General features: G+C 47.2%; 19 protein-coding genes. 16 read left to right on the top strand and 3 right to left on the bottom strand.

The genetic code is table 11. The features are described 5' to 3' along the window. Positions 1 to 16: 16 nt before the first annotated feature. The 10 genes from ccpN to GKZ89_RS03450 all read left to right on the top strand — a co-directional run bounded on the left by ccpN (position 17) and on the right by GKZ89_RS03450 (position 9,807). Positions 17 to 655: a transcriptional regulator CcpN gene (ccpN, locus tag GKZ89_RS03495; RefSeq protein ID WP_162356451.1), complete on the top strand. Its 639-nt coding sequence runs from the start codon at positions 17 to 19 to the stop codon at positions 653 to 655. 22 nt (positions 656 to 677) lie between these two features. Further along, positions 678 to 1,484, top strand: coding sequence for a pyruvate, water dikinase regulatory protein (locus GKZ89_RS03490; RefSeq protein ID WP_155110958.1), 807 nt, complete (start codon positions 678 to 680; stop codon positions 1,482 to 1,484). Between the two features lie 362 nt (positions 1,485 to 1,846). Further along, positions 1,847 to 2,338, top strand: a complete 492-nt coding sequence (locus GKZ89_RS03485; RefSeq protein ID WP_155110957.1) for a YaiI/YqxD family protein — start codon at positions 1,847 to 1,849, stop codon at positions 2,336 to 2,338. A 32-nt stretch (positions 2,339 to 2,370) separates the two neighbouring features. Beyond that, entirely contained in the window at positions 2,371 to 4,194 is a 1,824-nt protein-coding gene (gene dnaG, locus GKZ89_RS03480) for a DNA primase (RefSeq protein ID WP_155110956.1), read from the top strand. A gap of 82 nt (positions 4,195 to 4,276) precedes the next feature. Then, the gene (gene rpoD / locus GKZ89_RS03475) at positions 4,277 to 5,389 is read left to right on the top strand and encodes an RNA polymerase sigma factor RpoD (protein ID WP_155110955.1); all 1,113 of its coding nucleotides are present in this window, start codon (positions 4,277 to 4,279) and stop codon (positions 5,387 to 5,389) included. Between the two features lie 136 nt (positions 5,390 to 5,525). Continuing rightward, positions 5,526 to 6,035, top strand: coding sequence for a hypothetical protein (locus GKZ89_RS03470; protein ID WP_155110954.1), 510 nt, complete (start codon positions 5,526 to 5,528; stop codon positions 6,033 to 6,035). Between the two features lie 91 nt (positions 6,036 to 6,126). Then, positions 6,127 to 7,266, top strand: coding sequence for an acyl-CoA dehydrogenase family protein (locus tag GKZ89_RS03465; RefSeq protein WP_155110953.1), 1,140 nt, complete (start codon positions 6,127 to 6,129; stop codon positions 7,264 to 7,266). Positions 7,267 to 7,391: 125 nt separating this feature from the next. Beyond that, a complete protein-coding gene (gene cccA / locus GKZ89_RS03460; RefSeq protein ID WP_155110952.1) occupies positions 7,392 to 7,751 on the top strand; it encodes a cytochrome c550 in 360 nt (119 codons plus the stop codon). A 227-nt stretch (positions 7,752 to 7,978) separates the two neighbouring features. Next, the gene (locus GKZ89_RS03455; protein ID WP_155110951.1) at positions 7,979 to 8,689 is read left to right on the top strand and encodes a tRNA (adenine(22)-N(1))-methyltransferase; all 711 of its coding nucleotides are present in this window, start codon (positions 7,979 to 7,981) and stop codon (positions 8,687 to 8,689) included. Beyond that, positions 8,686 to 9,807 carry a Nif3-like dinuclear metal center hexameric protein gene (locus tag GKZ89_RS03450; RefSeq protein ID WP_155110950.1) on the top strand — a complete coding sequence of 374 codons (1,122 nt, stop codon included), beginning with the start codon at positions 8,686 to 8,688 and terminating at the stop codon, positions 9,805 to 9,807. Before GKZ89_RS03455 ends, GKZ89_RS03450 begins: the two co-directional genes overlap by 4 nt. 57 nt (positions 9,808 to 9,864) lie before the next feature. Here GKZ89_RS03450 and GKZ89_RS03445 read toward each other — a convergent pair whose 3' ends face one another. Further along, positions 9,865 to 10,812: a 4-hydroxy-3-methylbut-2-enyl diphosphate reductase gene (locus tag GKZ89_RS03445; protein ID WP_155110949.1), complete on the bottom strand. Its 948-nt coding sequence runs from the start codon at positions 10,810 to 10,812 to the stop codon at positions 9,865 to 9,867. 148 nt (positions 10,813 to 10,960) lie between these two features. Then, complete coding sequence (gene vrrA, locus GKZ89_RS03440; RefSeq protein WP_155110948.1) at positions 10,961 to 11,635, bottom strand: VrrA/YqfQ family protein; 675 nt, start codon at positions 11,633 to 11,635, stop codon at positions 10,961 to 10,963. A gap of 202 nt (positions 11,636 to 11,837) precedes the next feature. Between vrrA and GKZ89_RS03435 the strand changes: the two genes are divergently transcribed. Further along, on the top strand, positions 11,838 to 13,142 hold the full coding sequence (locus GKZ89_RS03435) for a DEAD/DEAH box helicase (RefSeq protein ID WP_155110947.1): 1,305 nt from the start codon (positions 11,838 to 11,840) through the stop codon (positions 13,140 to 13,142). Positions 13,143 to 13,153: 11 nt separating this feature from the next. Then, a complete protein-coding gene (locus tag GKZ89_RS03430; protein ID WP_155110946.1) occupies positions 13,154 to 14,056 on the top strand; it encodes a deoxyribonuclease IV in 903 nt (300 codons plus the stop codon). 135 nt (positions 14,057 to 14,191) lie between these two features. On the opposite strand, the gene GKZ89_RS03425 is transcribed toward GKZ89_RS03430, so the two are convergent. Further along, the gene (locus GKZ89_RS03425; RefSeq protein WP_155110945.1) at positions 14,192 to 14,446 is read right to left on the bottom strand and encodes a DUF2624 domain-containing protein; all 255 of its coding nucleotides are present in this window, start codon (positions 14,444 to 14,446) and stop codon (positions 14,192 to 14,194) included. A 152-nt stretch (positions 14,447 to 14,598) separates the two neighbouring features. Here GKZ89_RS03425 and GKZ89_RS03420 point away from each other — a divergent pair, with 152 nt between their 5' ends. From GKZ89_RS03420 to zur, 4 genes are all read left to right on the top strand, one after another. Further along, positions 14,599 to 15,480: a YitT family protein gene (locus tag GKZ89_RS03420; protein ID WP_155111108.1), complete on the top strand. Its 882-nt coding sequence runs from the start codon at positions 14,599 to 14,601 to the stop codon at positions 15,478 to 15,480. Positions 15,481 to 15,614: 134 nt separating this feature from the next. Further along, positions 15,615 to 16,385: a metal ABC transporter ATP-binding protein gene (locus tag GKZ89_RS03415; RefSeq protein ID WP_155110944.1), complete on the top strand. Its 771-nt coding sequence runs from the start codon at positions 15,615 to 15,617 to the stop codon at positions 16,383 to 16,385. Further along, positions 16,378 to 17,220, top strand: coding sequence for a metal ABC transporter permease (locus GKZ89_RS03410; protein WP_155110943.1), 843 nt, complete (start codon positions 16,378 to 16,380; stop codon positions 17,218 to 17,220). Before GKZ89_RS03415 ends, GKZ89_RS03410 begins: the two co-directional genes overlap by 8 nt. Continuing rightward, positions 17,217 to 17,624, top strand: coding sequence for a zinc uptake transcriptional repressor Zur (zur, locus tag GKZ89_RS03405; protein WP_155110942.1), 408 nt, complete (start codon positions 17,217 to 17,219; stop codon positions 17,622 to 17,624). Before GKZ89_RS03410 ends, zur begins: the two co-directional genes overlap by 4 nt. Positions 17,625 to 17,632: the final 8 nt, after the last annotated feature.

The following is a 17,632-nucleotide window of genomic DNA, read 5'->3' as shown; positions in this document are numbered from 1 at the left end:
ATTGCCGGAATTGGTGGTGAGTGATATCGAACTGAACAAGCGGCAGGAGACCATCCTTCAAATTGTGAAGGAAAACGGCCCGATTACGGGTGAGAACATAGCGGATCAGCTCCATTTGACACGGGCTACCTTGAGGCCTGACCTCGCGATCCTGACCATGTCCGGTTACTTGGAAGCGAGGCCGAGGGTCGGTTATTTCTATACGGGCAAAACCGGAAACCAGCTGCTCAGCGATAAGCTGAAGAAACTGCAGGTGAAAGAGTTCCAATCCATCCCGGTAGTCGTGAATGAAAATGTATCGGTTTATGATGCAATTGTGACAATGTTTCTTGAAGACGTAGGAACATTATTCGTCGTGGATAAAGATTCCATCCTGGTCGGGGTGCTCTCGCGGAAGGATCTATTGAGGGCAAGCATCGGAAAACAGGAGCTTGCTTCCATCCCGGTTAACATTATCATGACGAGAATGCCGAATATTACGGTCTGCAGGAATGAAGATTTTATCATGGACGTGGCAAAGTCCCTTATCGAAAAACAAATCGATGCACTCCCGATTATCAGGGATACGGACAAGGGATTTGAAGTGACTGGGAGAATCACAAAAACCAATATGACAAAAATTCTGATGAGGCTTGCAGAAAACGATATTATATAGCAGAGGGAAACGGGGGAGCGGCATGAACAACCGAGTCATTTACGTAGTTTCAGATTCAGTCGGGGAAACGGCAGAACTGGTTGTCAAAGCGGCCATCAGCCAGTTTAATGGCTATGCTGCGGGGACAATGATCAAGCGCATTCCTTACGTGGAGGACAAAACCACGCTCGAGGAGGTTGTCTCCTATGCTCAAATGGATGGTGCCATTATATGCTTTACCCTGGTGGTGCCGGAACTGAGGAACTACCTGATCCAGCTTGCTGCTGTCCGGAAAGTGCCGGTCCATGACATTATCGGACCGCTGATCGATAAAATGGAGACCTCCTATGGAATCCAGGCGAAATATGAACCTGGCAGGGTGCGCAAGCTTGATGAAGATTATTTTAAGAAGGTCGAAGCCATCGAGTTTGCCGTTAAATATGATGATGGCCGTGATCCGCGGGGGCTGCTGAAGGCGGATATCATTTTGATCGGTGTTTCAAGAACATCCAAAACGCCTCTATCCCAATACTTGGCACACAAACGCTTCAAAGTGGCAAATGTACCGATTGTCCCTGAGGTGGAACCGCCCGAGGAGCTCTTCAAAATCCCGGCGAAAAAGTGCATCGGGCTCCGGATCAGCGCAGAAAAGCTGAACAATATAAGAAGAGAACGGCTCAAGTCTCTCGGTCTTAATGATCAGGCCATTTATGCGAACATCAACCGGATCAATGAAGAGATTGCATACTTCGATAAAGTGGTCGAGCGAATCGGCTGCAGCGTGATTGATGTTTCCAACAAAGCAGTGGAGGAAACGGCGAACATCATTCAGACCATCATGAGCAAGTAAGCCCTGGCTAAAGACGGGCCTGTATAAATGAACCTCTTGTAGTAAAATAAACACGAAAAAGCGCCCAGCTGATCAATCAGCCGGGCTTTCCTGTGGAAGAATATTCACGGTGAAATGTTTTCAGGAATACAAACAAAACCGTAGAAAAATGAAAGACTTTGTATTATAATAAAAATTTGTGATAAAATTACACTTTTTAGGTTTAGACTTTTAGGCGGTAGAATAAACTATTTACTAGTATCTGTCAAGAGAACAAGGAGTAAATCATTCGACAAACGGTTTGGGAACTGGCGGTTTCAGAACATAATCGGGCGCTAAGCAATATTCCTGAACATTGATTCCTGCTTGAAAGAAGGAATTGTATGGAGGGATGGAGAATAGAGAAAAATGCCGAAAATAAGCTGAAAATATTCGTCGATGCAGATGCTTGTCCCGTTAAGGATGAAATTTTGTCAGCAGCTGATTCCTTCGGAGCTGAGCCTGTGTTTGTAGCTTCGTACAATCACATGACAACGGCGGCCAGGGGAGAAACCTGGGTATACGTGGACACAGATAAAGAATCGGCTGATTTATATATCGTCAACCATTCGAAGAAGGGTGATGTGGTGGTTACCCAGGATATCGGATTAGCCGGCCTTCTTCTCAAAAAAGGTGTTATCGTTTTATCCACAAGGGGTAAACACTATACAGACGAAAATATTGAGACGGCATTGCAATACCGGTATTTATCGGCAAAGGGACGCAGAGAAGGGATCTATTCAAAAGGGCCGAAAGCATTTTCCAAGGATGACCGGAGAATGTTTATGGAATCTCTGGAAAACATTCTGTCGAATCTTGCAGGATTCCCTCGGTAAGTCTCGAATACTTCAAATACGGGGATGTTACAATGGCACAGCGGATTCCTGAGGAAGCTGTAGAAAAAATACAGCAGTCAGTCGATATTGTCGATGTAATTGGAGAATATGTCCAGTTAAAAAAGCAGGGGCGCAACTATTTTGGCCTGTGTCCTTTCCATGGTGAAAACACACCGTCTTTCTCTGTTTCGGCTGACAAGCAGATTTTTCACTGTTTCGGGTGCAAAGCGGGTGGCAATGTTTTTTCTTTTCTGATGCAGATAGAGGGCTGCGAATTTGTAGAGGCGGTCCGCCTTCTTTCAGAGAAGGAGGGGATAGCCCTTCCTGAGCTTCCTGCCCCTTCACAGGGCAGCCATGAAGCAAAAGATGACGATGCAGCTGCAATGCTTGAGGCCCACGAGCTATTAAAGAAATTTTATCATCATTTGCTCGTGAACACAAAAGAAGGCCAGGATGCACTCGATTATCTGTTAAAGCGGGGATTCACGAAAGAGTCGATCGAACAGTTTGAAATCGGGTACTCGCTTAATTCTTGGAATTTTGCAGTGAAATTTCTTGCCAACAGGGGATTCAGTCTTCCGCTTATGGAAGAAGCCGGTCTGCTTGTGAAAAAGAATGACGGCTCGGATTTTCTTGACCGTTTCAGAAACAGAATCATGTTTCCGATCCTTGACCACCATGGAAACACCATAGCCTTTTCAGGCCGGGTGATGACTGATGAACAGCCAAAATATTTAAACAGCCCGGAAACAAAGCTTTTTAATAAAAGTAAAGTTCTCTACAACTTTTCAAAAGCCCGGCTGCATATCCGGAAGCATCATCAGGCAGTGCTCCTTGAAGGCTTTGCGGATGTGATCTCTGCATCTTTGGCAGGGGTTCAGCATTCAGTGGCCGCAATGGGAACGGCTCTGACAGGGGAGCAGGCTAAGGTTTTAAAAAGGAACAGTGCAGAGGTGATCCTTTGCTACGATTCGGATAAGGCCGGCATGGATGCTGTTCTCAGGTCGGCAAAGACACTCTCGCAGGCCGGTGCAGAAGTAAAAGTAGCCATGATTCCCGATGGCTTGGACCCTGATGACTACATTCAGCGCTTTGGAGCTGAGAAGTTTCAGCATGATGTAATAGGGGCAAGTGTCTCGGTCATGACGTTTAAAATGCACTATTTCAAAAAAGGCAGGAATCTTCAAAATGAAGCAGACCGGCTGGAGTACATAGAGCAGATCCTTAAAGAGATTGCAGCACTGAAGAACTCTCTTGAACAGGAGATCTATGTTAAGCAGCTGGCGCGCGAATATGCTCTTGGCCTCGACGTTCTGAAAGAAAGGCTGAGTGAGCTTTCCAGGACAATGGAGCCTCAGAAAGAGCAGAGAGAGCAGACTCAGACCCCAAGAGAAGTGGCGCCTGCAGCAAGAAAGCGGAAAAAACTGCTTCCGGCCTACCATAATGCAGAGCGGATGCTGCTCGCCCACATGCTGAAAAGCAGGGACGCCGCCCAAAAAGTGCTGGATGTGCTCGGGCTTCAGTTTAACATCGAAGAGCACAGAGTAATCGCTGCGCATCTCTATGCTTTTTATGAAGAAAGCTCTGAAGAGAAGATCAGTTCTTTTATTCAGAAGCTTCCCGGAAAAGAGCTGATGTCAGCTGTTTCCGATCTGGCCATGCTTCAGGTGAGTGATGAGCCCACCTCTGCTGAAATTCAGGATTATATCAGGCAGATTTTAAATTATCCAAAAATGGCAGATCTACAGCAGAAGGAAGCTGAAAAGAATGAAGCGGAAAGGCAGAGGGACTTCGTCCGGGCTGCCCGAATCGGTATGGAAATCGTACAGATGAAACGCTCATTTAAAACGCAATGAATGACCATCCATTACTAATGGAGTTCATCTATAGAATGTTAAGGCGGACTATAGCCGCCAGAGTTTGGAAGGAGGGGATCCTATGGCTGACAAACAAACCCATGACACAGAACTGACGCTGGACCAAGTTAAGGATCAGCTTACGGAGATTGGGAAAAAGCGCGGTTCTTTGACATACGAGGAAATAGCCGAACGGATGTCAAGCTTTGAAATGGAATCAGACCAGATGGATGAGTATTATGAATTTCTTGGTGAACAGGGCGTCGAGCTTCAAGGTGAAAACGGTGAAGCGGAAGACCCTAATATACAGGAACTGGCAAAGGAAGAGGAATTCGACCTTAATGACTTGAGCGTCCCTCCAGGGGTTAAGATCAATGATCCGGTTCGTATGTATCTGAAAGAAATCGGCCGCGTGGACTTGCTTTCCGCTAATGAAGAAATCGAGCTGGCCAAACGGATTGAAGAAGGCGATGAAGAAGCGAAACGCCGGCTTGCTGAAGCGAACCTCCGCCTTGTTGTCAGCATCGCCAAGCGCTATGTAGGGCGCGGCATGCTGTTCCTGGACTTGATCCAGGAAGGAAACATGGGCTTAATGAAGGCCGTCGAGAAATTTGACTACCGCAAAGGATATAAATTCAGTACGTACGCCACATGGTGGATCCGTCAGGCCATTACCCGTGCAATTGCGGATCAGGCCAGAACCATCCGGATTCCGGTTCATATGGTGGAAACGATCAACAAGCTCATCCGTGTTCAAAGACAGCTTCTTCAGGATCTTGGCCGCGAACCTTCTCCGGAAGAAATCGCTGAGGATATGGACCTGACTCCTGAAAAGGTACGGGAGATTCTCAAGATTGCCCAGGAGCCTGTTTCACTGGAAACTCCAATCGGAGAAGAAGATGACTCCCATCTTGGAGATTTCATTGAAGATCAGGACGCTACTTCTCCTTCCGAGCATGCTGCGTATGAGCTGCTTAAGGAACAGCTGGAAGACGTGCTGGACACTCTTACTGACCGAGAAGAAAATGTTCTGCGCCTGCGATTCGGCCTTGATGACGGACGGACACGGACACTTGAAGAAGTAGGAAAAGTGTTTGGTGTTACACGGGAACGGATCCGTCAGATTGAAGCGAAAGCTTTAAGGAAACTTCGTCATCCGAGCAGAAGCAAAAGGCTCAAGGATTTTCTGGAATAGACCCGAAAGACGGCTACCCCGTCTTTCTTTTTTTTGACAAAGAATAAAGCGCTTACTTTTTTATTTATGTTTACCGGCAGTCCCCGTCTTATTACAATAAAGGTAACACACAGACAGAATGGCAGGTAGACAGCAGATGAGAACTGAAAAAAAGAAAATCATTATTGATGAGATTACCCACTGGAAGGAGAATAAGCTGCTTCCGGAAACGTATTGCAACTTTTTGCTCGCTCTCTATACCGGAGGGGATACGGACCGCCCTGCCGGAAAAAAGAACATCCCGCTCACCATGTGGCTCGTGCTTGCAATCCTGATTTCTTCCCTCTACATATATTTTACTGAAATGAAACCGCTATTGCAAATGGCTCTGCTGGGTGCCGCGGCTCTCTTTCTTGCTCCAGTGATCATAAAATCAAGAAAAAACGGGATGTTTCAGCTTCCTGCAGGCAGTTTGTTTTTGATCCTTCTTCTCCTGACATTAACCGGAATCGATGCATGTAAGGTGCCCGGGACTGCAGCTTATCCTGCCGCTATCGCGATTCACAGCGCAGTGTGGATCGCCTTCTCCCTTCGTTTTAAGATACGCTCTATGCTCGCTGCCGGGGTGGCAGGTCTCATTCTTGCAGCAGCCTCTTTCTTATTTTAATAAAAGGTTCTGCATTTTTAAAATGTTGTGAAAACAGTTTTTTCCTTTTATAATATGAATGTAAGCGTGTTCAAATTCAGGGGGGATTGGATTGAATTTTGACTTAACGGCAGAACAAAGGATGATCCTTAAGACGATCAGGGAGTTCTCGGAAGCTGAGGTAGCACCGGGAGCAGAAAAAAGGGATAAAACGAAAGAGTTTCCGGAAGAAATTTTCAAACAGCTTGGAGATATGGGGATGCTCGGGCTGCCGTTTCCGGAAGAATACGGGGGAGCAGGAGCAGATACAGTAAGCTTCGCGATTGTAACGGAAGAGCTGAGCAGGGCATGTGCTTCTACCGGGATTACGTATTCAGCGCATATTTCGCTCGGCGGGGCTCCGCTGCACTTATTCGGGACAGAAGAGCAGAAGCAAATGTATCTCACTAAAATATGTACCGGAGAATCGCTTGGCGCCTTTGGCCTGACAGAGCCGAATGCCGGCTCGGATGCAGGAGGGACAGCTACGGAGGCTGTTGAAAAAGACGGGACCTTCCTAATCAACGGAAGTAAATGCTTTATCACGAATGCCTCCTACGCAAAATTTCTTGCTTTGACGGCGATTACCGGACGGGAAGCCGGACAAAAGGAAATCAGTGCGATTATCGTTCCGACAGATGCAAAAGGTTTCACGATTGTAGATAATTATGAAAAGATGGGGCTGAACGCTTCGAATACAACCGAACTGATATTGGAGAATGTGGAGGTGCCCGCTGAAAACCTTCTCGGTGAAAAGGGCAGAGGCTTTAAACAGTTCCTGATCACCCTAGACGGGGGAAGGATCGGCATCGGAGCGATGGCGGTCGGTGTGGCACAGGCCGCTTACGAAAAAGCATTGAACTATGCGAGAGAAAGAAGGCAGTTTAGCAAAAGCCTTTCTTCCTTTCAGGCCATTCAATTTAAGCTCGCAGACATGGCAATGAAAATAGAACTTGCCCGAAACATGGTATACAAAGCTGCCTGGCTGAAGGATCAGGGCAAACCTTTTACGAAAGAAGCATCTATGTGCAAGCTGTATGCTTCTGAAATCAGTTCAGAGGTGACGAATCAGGCGATACAGATTCACGGAGGCTACGGGTATATGAAAGATTATCACGTAGAACGGTTTTTACGGGATGCAAAGCTGCTGGAAATCGGAGAAGGAACGAGCGAAGTGCAGCGGATGGTCATCGCCAGGCAAATCGGCTGCTGACCGCCGTTTTCCAATTTATCACGAAAATGGGTAAATTAGCTTTTCCTTCCCGGCATTTTAAAGTAAAATGAAAGCAGTTTACGTGTATATGCTACATACAGAGAAGAAGTCTGGGAGGAGAAAACATGAAACGGAATCCGCTTATACCTTTTGCACTGATCGCTGTTTTCGGTATTGGACTCATGTTCTTTTTTTCGATAAAAGGGATTGGGGACGGCAAAGAATTAGCCGGCGGCGGAAAAGAAGAACCAAAAACAGAAGACATCTCGGCACTTTCCCCTGAAGAGATCTATAAAGGGAAATGCATTTCCTGCCACGGGGAAAATTATGAAGGCGGTGCAGGACCGAAGCTCGCAGGCACATCCTTGAGCGTGGACGAAATCAAAGAAAAAATCAAGAACGGCGGCGGCGGAATGCCTGCTAATCTTGTACCGGACGAAAAAAAGCTCGAAGAAATGGCGAAATGGGTCTCTGAGCTGAAGTAACAGGACCTGCTGAATAAATCCCCCGGAATGCATGCTCCTCGCATCCGGGGGTTTTCTTTTTCCTCAAGTCCCGCTATTGAGCAAGCGGGTTGGATAACAGGAGATTCCATACGGGTGCTGGAATACCAGGTTAAAAGAACAGAATTTAAATCTTGATTCACAATTGGACATGACTATACGGTTCAACTAAAATAGGGGAAGAACTACAGAAAAGTTGGAGTGACGTCATGAATGAATTGAAATTATCTAAACGATTGAGCAAGGTTGCCGAATACATACCGGAAGGATCCATCCTGGCTGATATAGGATCAGACCATGCCTATCTGCCTTGCTATGCTGTCATTAAAGGCAAGGCAAAGAACGCAATTGCCGGGGAGGTTGTGGAAGGGCCATACCGGTCTGCATTGTCTCAGGTGAAAAGATCGGGTCTTGATGACCGGATTGCTGTCCGTAAAGGGGACGGCCTGGCTGTCCTGGAGACTGACGAGGCTACCTGTATTACGATAGCGGGCATGGGGGGAGGCCTCATCGCCAAGATCCTCGAGAACGGCAAAGATAAGCTCGGTGCTGCCCGGAGGCTCATCCTGCAGCCGAATGTCAATGCGGATCTGATTAGAATCTGGCTGATCAATAACGGCTGGGAATTGAAAGCTGAAGAGATCCTCGAAGAAGACCGGAAAATATACGAAATTCTGACAGCAGAAAAAGGGGAGCCCCTGAAACCCTATGATGGAGCTGACAAGGATGCCGGCATCTTGTTCGGCCCTTTCCTGATGAAAGAAAAGAATGACGTTTTTATACAAAAGTGGGAACACGAAAAAGAACATTGGGAGCGGATAGCCGCACAAATCAGCCGCGGAATCCAGACAGAAGAAACAGCTGCCAGAAAAGCGGACATGCTTGCACAGATCAAAAGGGCTGAGGAGGTACTTTCATGAGCAAAATACCGAATGGGTTTGAGGTAATCGAACTTTTTGAAAGCTTTTCGCCAAGAAAATACGCAGTGGAAGGGGATAAAGTCGGACTGCAGATCGGCACCTTGAATAAACAGGTTGAGGTTGTGATGACTGCCCTGGATGTAACAGATGCAGTAGTGGAAGAAGCCATTGCTATGAACGCCGATCTGATCATCGCCCACCATCCGCCAATCTTCAGGCCTTTAAAAGCGCTCAGAACAGACCAGCCGGCAGGAAGACTCCTTGAAAAATGCATCAAGAACGATATAGCCATATATGCAGCCCATACAAACCTTGATGTTGCAGAAGGCGGAGTCAATGATTTGCTGGCAAGGGCTTTAAACCTTCAGAACACAAAAGTGCTTTCTCCAACCTATGAAGAAAAACTGAAGAAGCTCGCCGTATATGTGCCGGCAGAGCACGCAGAAGCAGTGAGGGAAGCGGTTGGTGGTGCAGGGGCCGGCAAGATCGGAAAGTACAGCCACTGCTCTTTCTCTTCCGAGGGAAGGGGTACGTTTCTCCCGCTGGAAGGATCATCCCCGTTTATCGGAGATCCAGGCAGGCTGGAAAGGGCTGAAGAGGTAAAGCTGGAAACGGTGTTCCCCGCTTCGATTGAGAAGAAGGTCCTCACTGCAATGCTGAAAGCCCATCCTTATGAAGAGGCAGCGTATGATGTATATGAGCTTGACCAGAAGGGGCTTGAAATGGGCCTTGGAAGGATTGGCAGCCTCGAGAGGGAAATGACTCTCGGAGAATTCAGCGATGTAGTGAAAAAAGCATTTGATGTTGATTCTGTAAGGGTGGTAGGGGATCTTCATGCCAAAGTAAAGACATGCGCCGTGCTTGGCGGAGATGGAAACAAGTATTGGATGGATGCCAAATTCAGCGGTGCGGATGTCTTTGTAACCGGCGATATCTATTACCATACCGCACATGATGCCATGATGGCGGGACTTCACATGATTGACCCCGGCCATAACATTGAAAAAGTCATGAAGCAGGGGGTTACAGATCTGCTGCTCTCCCTTTGCGAGGAAAAGAAGTTTGAAGTGAGCATTGTGCCTTCCGTGATCGATACAGATCCATTTACGTTTATGTAGGGGTAAAAGAAAAACCGGAGTGCTTTTATACAAGCATCCCGGTTTTTTTGCAGCCTTTTATTTTTTCGCAGTGCGGACCTTCGGAAGAATCTTGTTTAAAGGGACCGCATGGATGACTTCCCATACTTTGCTTTCGTCATCCTCGTATTTTTCCAGGAATTGAATGACTTCCTTCGTAATCGGAGTAGGGGTAGAAGCGCCTGCAGTAATAGCCACCCGTTTGACTCCCTTGAGCCACTCAAGCTTGAGCTCGGAAAGGTTGGAAATCCGGTAAGCCGGTGTTCCGGCAATCTGCTCGGATACTTGTGCCAGTCTGTTGGAATTGTTGCTCTTAGGGTCTCCGACAACAATCGTAAGATCGGCATCTTTTGCCTGCTCGGCTACCGCTTCCTGGCGGACTTGTGTAGCGAGACAGATTTCCTGATGAAATTCCACATGCGGGAACTTCTCTTTCACTTTTTCCATAATGTCATAGACATCCCACTGGCTCATTGTCGTCTGGTTGGTCACTATGATTTTGTCGGATTGGATGTCCAGTGCGTCAGCGTCTTCAACCGTTTCAATTAGATGAACGATATCAGGCGCTACACCGACGGCACCTTCTGGTTCTGGATGCCCTTTTTTTCCGATGTAGATTACCTGGTAGTCTTTTGCCTTCATGTCACGGATCAAGTCATGGGTTCTTGTTACATCAGGACACGTAGCATCTATGCTGACAAGCCCTTTTTCCTCGGCGATCCTTCTTACTTCAGGAGAGACGCCGTGGGCGGTGAAAATAACGGTTCCTTCATTGACTTTCTCCATGATTTCCAGACGGTTCGTCCCGTCCAGGGTGATGATTCCTTCTTCTTCAAAAGCATCGGTTACATGTTTATTATGAACGATCATTCCCAGTATATAGATCGGTCTTGGCAGTGTTTTATCCATGGCGGCGTTTTTTGCTATGACCATTGCATCGACTACACCATAGCAATAGCCGCGCGGAGCAATTTTAATAACATCCATGTATCTTCCTCCTAAAGGATGATCAGGCGTAAAAATGAAAAAAGCCGGCAGCCGGCCTTTCTCTCCTAACCTTCTATCATTATAGCGAAACAGGAGGAAGAATACAAAACTCTTATTTATAGCAGGTGCTGTTTTCTGCAATTGCCGGCTAAATGTATAATCTCGGTCTGGATGCTCCTGAGCTGTAGGCCGGACGTGTCCCGGCTGTCTCCGTTTCCTGCTCGCTGTCATTGTCTTCAACAGGGGAGGATCTGCGGGAAGGGCGGTTCTGAGGAGCGGAAGCGGTCTCCTCTGCAGGTTCAGCCGTTCCGGATTCGTCCGCTGATTCTTCTCCGTCCTCATCGCTTGAATTCATCTGGCTGAATAGTTTAATCATGGCCGGAAGGTTCCTTACGAGAGGTCCATACTGCTGAACCACTGGGGTTACCTGCTGGGCTACGCCCAAAACCTTTTGTACGTTGCCGAGCATTCCGGTGATATTGGCAGGGGTGGCCAGCCCCTGGATTCCCTGCTGTGCTGCACCGGCTATGTTCCCTGCACCGCCTGAAGAGGGAAGAAACCTCGCCAGCAGTCCTTTAATCCCTCCGCCGGCTCCCTGTGCGCCTGCAAACTGACCCCCGAAACCGGGAGCGCCGTTAAAGCCTCCCTGACCTGGAAAACTTCCGCCTGAAAACAGTCCTCTGCCGCCGGCTCCCTGTCCGTTAAAAGGCTGGCCGCCTGCAAAAGGAGCTCTTGCCGGAAGCTGTCTGCCGCCGGAAAACGGTCCCTGAGAGAAGCCTCTGCCCTGTATGCCGCCTGGCGGCAATGGTCCTTGTGGAAACATGTCTGTACCCCTTTCTGTCATATCTGCCTCTTACAGGTTATGCAAAAGCGGAAAAAAGGTTTTCAATTTAGGCAGACATCTGCAGGATGCCTCCTTTTAGGGCTGTTGGTGTTTTAAGGTGTTTTCGTATATAATGTGATAATGGTTAAACCTGTCCTGGTCCAGGAGAGGAAGGCAGATTATTAAGGGAGTTTTAGATAAAATGGAAAGATTTGAAAAACTGGAGCTGAAACCGTTTCTTATAGAAGCTGTGAAAGAGCTTGGGTTTAAAAACCCGACTGAAATACAGGAAAGAATTATCCCGTCCGTTCTCAAAGGTGAGAGTGTAATCGGACAATCGCAGACAGGTACAGGAAAAACGCATGCTTACCTGCTGCCGCTTCTCAACAGCATCGATCCTGATTCGCAAAATGTTCAGGTAGTGATCACATCGCCTACCAGAGAGCTTGCCAATCAGATTTATAAAGAAGCACTTAAACTGATCAGTCATCATGATCAGGAAATACAGGCGAGATGCTTTACAGGGGGAACGGACAAGCAGCGTTCGATCGACAAGCTGAAGCAGCAGCCTCAAATCGTTATTGGCACACCGGGAAGAATTCATGACCTTCTTAAGGAAAATGCCCTTTTCGTTCATCAGACCAAATCATTCGTTGTAGATGAAGCGGATATGATTCTTGACATGGGATTCCTTGAAGATGTAGACCGGATTGCCGGCGGGATGCCTGAGAAGCTTCAAATGCTCGTCTTCTCCGCGACGATCCCTGAAAAACTGAAGCCGTTCCTGAAGAAATATATGGCAAATCCGAAATTCACGCATGTTGCTCCGAAGCAGGCTGCAGCGGAGAAGATTCAGCATGTGCTCGTACCGGTCAAACACCGCAATAAAAAGAAGCTGATCCATGATATGCTTCTTTCCTATAACCCGTATCTGGCCATCGTTTTTGCGAACACGAAAAAAATGGCAGATGAAGTAGCCGATTCTCTCTCTGAACAGGGATTAAAAGTAGGAAGAATCCATGGAGGCTTGCCGCCGCGTGAACGGAAAAAAGTGATGAAGCAGATTAATGACCTTGAGTTCCAGTACGTCGTGGCCACAGATCTGGCTGCGCGCGGCATCGATATTGAGGGTGTAAGCCATATCATCAACTATGAACTTCCGCAGGATCTGGATTTCTATATCCACCGGGTTGGACGAACTGCACGAGCAGGCTACTCCGGCATTGCGGCAACCGTATATGAGGCTTCTGATGAGGATGCTCTTGCTAAGCTTGAAAAAATGGGGATCACTTTTGTCAACAAAGATCTTTCCGGAACAGAATGGAAGGAAGCGGAGGACCGTCACCGCAGAAAGAACAGACAGAAAACAGATCGTGAGGCAGAAGAGCGGGCCAAAGCAGGAATCCGCAAGCCGAAAAAGGTCAAGCCTGGGTATAAGAGAAAAATGAAGTGGGAAATGGATAAAGTGAAAAAGAAACAGCGCCGCATTAAGCGGAGAGAGAAGTAGGAGAGGGTTTTATGCTTAGAATCGGTTCCCATGTATCGATGAGCGGGAAGCATATGCTTTTGGCAGCCAGCCAGGAAGCGGCTTCATATGGAGCTAATACCTTTATGGTGTATACAGGCGCTCCTCAGAACACGCGGCGCAAAAGCATAGAGGATCTGAATATAGAAGCGGGACTTGCACATATGCAGGAAAACGGAATCGAAAATATTATCGTCCATGCACCGTATATTATTAACATCGGAAACTCCGTCAACCCGAACACGTTTGAGCTGGGGGTTACTTTTCTCAGGTCTGAGATCGAGAGAACAGCTGCCCTTGGTGCAAAACAGATTGTCCTTCATCCAGGCGCTCATGTAGGGGCAGGGACGGATGAGGGAATCAGGAAAATCGTTGAAGGTCTGAATGAAGTGCTGGAAAAAGATCAGCCGGTTCAAATTGCACTGGAAACGATGGCAGGAAAGGGATCGGAAATCGGTTCAAACTTTGAGGAGCTGGCGCGTATTATCGAAGGAGTCAAGTACAGCGAGCATCTATCCGTCTGCTTCGACACATGCCATACTCATGACGCCGGCTACGATTTGATTAATAATTTTGACGGTGTCCTCGAGGAGTTCGATCGGATTGTCGGACTTGACAGGCTGAAGGTGCTCCACATGAACGACAGCAAAAATCCAATCGGTGCAAGGAAAGACCGACACGAAAATTTCGGCTTCGGCCATATCGGGTTTGATGCCTTATTATCCATCGTTCACCACCCGGCTCTGGAAAATGTGCCGAAAATTCTTGAGACTCCTTATGTCGGAGAAGATAAAAAGAACAAAAAACCTCCGTATAAATTTGAAATCGAAATGATTCGTTCCAAGCAATTTGATGAGGATGTTCTTAACAAAATCGTTAACCAGCAGAACCTGTAAAAATGAAAAGCCCCCGAATGCCTGGCAGGCATGCCGGGGGTTTCAATCGTTTTGTTCAAATAAACGGTTCAGCATACCCCAAACTTTACATAAATGAGCAAGGACCTGTTATAGAGTGAGGTCCGGCATCATATGCTATTTAACAAACTGTTTAAAGAGCTGGTCCACCTGCTGGGCTGTAGCGGGTGAAGTAATGGCTGCGATGGAAGCAAGCAGTCTTCTTCTTTCCGCTTCATCAAAGATATTGACGTTTTTGCCTTTCATAAGCGAAACAATCTGTGAGGCCTGTGCCGGGTTAATCGCAAGCTGGTTTTGCTTCGCAAGCTTTAGCAGGTCATCAGCTGAAATGGAATTCACTTTTTGGTTAATAATTTTTTGAAATAAAATCATGCGTCAATCCTCCTCTCACCTCAATGTATGGCTTACAGCCCAAATGGTGCGCGGTTCAGGAAGCAGCACCGCTGTTTTTGACAAGGGATACCATATACATATGGGTTTTGGAGCATTTCATGATTAAAAATCAACTGCTGAAGGAGAGGACAATGGGAAAAAGACAGCACAGGAAAGAACGAATCGGAAGGACCATTTACCGTTTTATCATGATTTTAATAGGAGCTGGACTTGCAGCTTCCGCAATCGAACTGTTTTTGATACCAAATAGTATCATTGATGGCGGGATTATCGGCATATCACTGATTCTTGACCACCTGGCACCGCCCGAAATTGCTCTGATCAGGTTTGGTACACTCGTTGTCGTATTGAATCTTCCTTTTTTGTATTCAGGATACAAGCATATAGGAAAAACCTTTATGATTTCTTCCATCTTCGGGGTAGTGGCTCTTGCAGTGATTGAGGAGTCGCTTCATCATGTTAAACCGTTTACCTCCGAGCCGATTCTGGCCGCTGTTTTTGGCGGTCTCCTGCTCGGCCTTGGGGTCGGACTGGTTATCCGTAATGGAGGAACGCTTGACGGAACGGAAATTCTCGGCATTCTGATGACGAAGCGGCTTCCGTTCTCGGTTGGAGAGTTTGTCATGTTCATCAACATTTTCATTTTCGCGTGGGCAGCCTTCGTATTTGGTCCGGAACAGGCCATGTATTCAGTAATGGCTTACTACATCGCGTTCAAAACAATCGACACAGTCATTCAGGGACTGGACGAAACGAAGGCCGTGATCATCGTAACCGACCATTATGAAGAGGTATCGGATGCCATTCTTCACCGTCTGGGCCGCGGTACAACAAAGCTCAAGGGGAAGGGCGGATATTCAGATGCAGAGACCGAGGTCATTTATGCGGTTGTGACCAGGCTCGAAGTCACCAAGCTGAAATCCATCATCCAGGAAATCGATGAAACGGCCTTTATCACCATTATGAACACCCAGGAAACACAGGGCGCGAGATTTAAATCCGCTATTCATTAAGCTTTACATTTACAAAGAACCCTTGTATAATTTCAACGTTATCTAAAATGGCTGTAGACTGACAGCCATTTTATTTTTGTTATGCAAATCGGAATGATTCTTACCCTTGACTTTTTTACAAGAGGTGAAAGGCAATGAAACCAATTATTGAAATAGAAAACCTTTCGTATTCATATGAACGCACACCAGTGCTTGATCAAATCAACCTGACCGTCCGCGAGGGAGCCTTTATCGGGCTCGTAGGCCCGAACGGTTCGGGAAAAACCACTCTTTTGAAGTGCATTCTGGGCCTGCTGAAACCCCAGAGCGGCTCAATCAAGCTGTTTGGAAAAGAGGCGGCCAAGTTCAAGAACCGCCATGAAATCGGGTTTGTTTCCCAAAAAGCGAACAGCTTTAATACCGGTTTTCCGGCATCTGTTTTTGAAGTTGTCGCCAGCGGACTGACAAGTAAGCTCGGTCTTTTTAAACGGATGAACGGGGAAGACCGCCTGAAGGTGGAAAAGGCAATCGAGGCAGTCGGTTTAAGCGATTTATCCGGAAGGAATATCGGGGGGCTTTCCGGGGGCCAGCAGCAGCGTACCTTTATCGCCCGCGCGCTTGTCAGTGATCCGAAACTGCTGATCTTGGATGAGCCGACAGTAGGTGTGGATTCAGCATCAGTGGAAAGTTTTTACCGGATGCTTAAGGACCTGAATACAAGGCTTGGCATCACCCTGATTCTGGTCACCCATGATATCGGAACCGTTTCAGATACAGTCACCGAGGTGGCCTGCCTGAACAAAACCCTGCACTTCCACGGTTCTCCTGCTGCTTTTGATGAATTGGACAACCTTTCTGAATTCTACGGGCATCCAGTGCATGTACTGACCCACGACCATCACGGGGAGGCACATCATCATGATTAGTCCTTTTTTCGAATACGAATTTTTACAGAACGCTTTATTTTCAGGTCTGCTCATCGGCTTGATCGCTCCGCTGCTTGGAGTCTATATCGTAGTCCGCAGGCTGTCGCTCATCGCTGATGCGTTGAGTCACGTGACCCTCGCAGGGATTGCCGCGAGCCTGTTCCTCGAAAAAAAAATGGGGATTTTTGCAGGCGTTAACCCGCTTTATATGGGGATGGCTTTTTCGGTTACCGGATCCTTGATGATCGAACGGCTACGCAGTCTCTACAAGCATTACCAGGAGTTGGCCATCCCGATCATTTTGTCCGGAGGCATCGGGATCGGGGCCATTTTCATTTCACTTGCGGATGGGTTCAACAAGGACTTGCTTGACTACCTGTTCGGCAGCGTATCGGTTGTTACCCGTTCAGACTTCTACCTGGTAGCGGGCATTTCCGCGTTTGTCATCTTGGTCGTCACGGTGCTTTATAAAGAGCTGTTCGTGCTTTCTTTTGATGAAGAGCATGCGAAAGCTTCCGGCATCCGTGCAAAATGGATTCATTTGATTTTTATTCTGACAGTGGCCTTAGTCATTGCAGCTTCAATGAGGATTGTCGGCATTTTGCTCGTGTCTTCTCTCATGACCTTGCCTGTGGCGGCAAGCATAAAGCTTGCCAGGGGCTTTAAGCAGGCCATCCTTTTAGCCGTGATTTTTGGGGAATTGTCTGTTATGATAGGGTTAATTCTTGCTTATCATTTAGATCTTGCTCCGGGAGGAACGATAGTGGTGCTCAACATACTCACACTGGCACTTGCGATCCTGGCAGGCAGGTTTAAAAGGGGATATGTACAATGAAGTTAGAGCAGGCACTTCAAATGCTAAAGGAATCAGGATACAAATATACAAACAAGCGGGAGGAAATGCTCTCGTTCTTTGAGAAAAGCAATAAATATCAGACCGCCAAAGATGTACTCGAAAGTATGAAGCCTGATTATCCGGGTCTCAGCTTTGATACGATCTACCGGAATCTGTCTTTGTTTGCAGAGCTGGGGATATTGGAAACGACGGAACTATCCGGTGAGAAGCAGTTCAGGTTTACATGCAACCATTCGCATCACCATCACCATTTCATCTGTATGGAATGCGGGAAAACAAAAGAGCTTCATTCTTGTCCGATGGAAAAGCTGAAGGATGATCTCGCAGGGTATGATGTGAGCGGCCATAAGTTTGAAATTTACGGGAAATGTCCAGAATGCTGAAAACAGAA

The sequence above is a fragment of the Metabacillus mangrovi genome (genome assembly GCF_009711125.1).
GTDB classification, from domain to species: Bacteria; Bacillota; Bacilli; order Bacillales; family Bacillaceae; genus Metabacillus_B; species Metabacillus_B mangrovi.
Note: the sequence above shows the minus strand (reverse complement) of the source record. Positions and strands in the feature narration are given on the sequence as shown.

Bases quoted from the DNA above. Each gene is read 5' to 3' on its own strand.
- rpoD (WP_155110955.1), top strand. From the start codon at position 4,277: ATGGCTGACAAACAAACCCATGACACAGAACTGACGCTGGACCAAGTT.
- GKZ89_RS03490 (WP_155110958.1), top strand. From the start codon at position 678: ATGAACAACCGAGTCATTTACGTAGTTTCAGATTCAGTCGGGGAAACG.
- vrrA (WP_155110948.1), bottom strand. From the start codon at position 11,635: ATGTTTCCACAAGGACCATTGCCGCCAGGCGGCATACAGGGCAGAGGC.
- dnaG (WP_155110956.1), top strand. From the start codon at position 2,371: ATGGCACAGCGGATTCCTGAGGAAGCTGTAGAAAAAATACAGCAGTCA.
- GKZ89_RS03445 (WP_155110949.1), bottom strand. From the start codon at position 10,812: ATGGATGTTATTAAAATTGCTCCGCGCGGCTATTGCTATGGTGTAGTC.
- GKZ89_RS03415 (WP_155110944.1), top strand. From the start codon at position 15,615: ATGAAACCAATTATTGAAATAGAAAACCTTTCGTATTCATATGAACGC.
- GKZ89_RS03410 (WP_155110943.1), top strand. From the start codon at position 16,378: ATGATTAGTCCTTTTTTCGAATACGAATTTTTACAGAACGCTTTATTT.
- GKZ89_RS03435 (WP_155110947.1), top strand. From the start codon at position 11,838: ATGGAAAGATTTGAAAAACTGGAGCTGAAACCGTTTCTTATAGAAGCT.
- GKZ89_RS03450 (WP_155110950.1), top strand. From the start codon at position 8,686: ATGAGCAAAATACCGAATGGGTTTGAGGTAATCGAACTTTTTGAAAGC.
- zur (WP_155110942.1), top strand. From the start codon at position 17,217: ATGAAGTTAGAGCAGGCACTTCAAATGCTAAAGGAATCAGGATACAAA.
- GKZ89_RS03430 (WP_155110946.1), top strand. From the start codon at position 13,154: ATGCTTAGAATCGGTTCCCATGTATCGATGAGCGGGAAGCATATGCTT.
- cccA (WP_155110952.1), top strand. From the start codon at position 7,392: ATGAAACGGAATCCGCTTATACCTTTTGCACTGATCGCTGTTTTCGGT.
- GKZ89_RS03425 (WP_155110945.1), bottom strand. From the start codon at position 14,446: ATGATTTTATTTCAAAAAATTATTAACCAAAAAGTGAATTCCATTTCA.
- GKZ89_RS03455 (WP_155110951.1), top strand. From the start codon at position 7,979: ATGAATGAATTGAAATTATCTAAACGATTGAGCAAGGTTGCCGAATAC.
- GKZ89_RS03420 (WP_155111108.1), top strand. From the start codon at position 14,599: ATGGGAAAAAGACAGCACAGGAAAGAACGAATCGGAAGGACCATTTAC.
- GKZ89_RS03485 (WP_155110957.1), top strand. From the start codon at position 1,847: ATGGAGGGATGGAGAATAGAGAAAAATGCCGAAAATAAGCTGAAAATA.
- GKZ89_RS03470 (WP_155110954.1), top strand. From the start codon at position 5,526: ATGAGAACTGAAAAAAAGAAAATCATTATTGATGAGATTACCCACTGG.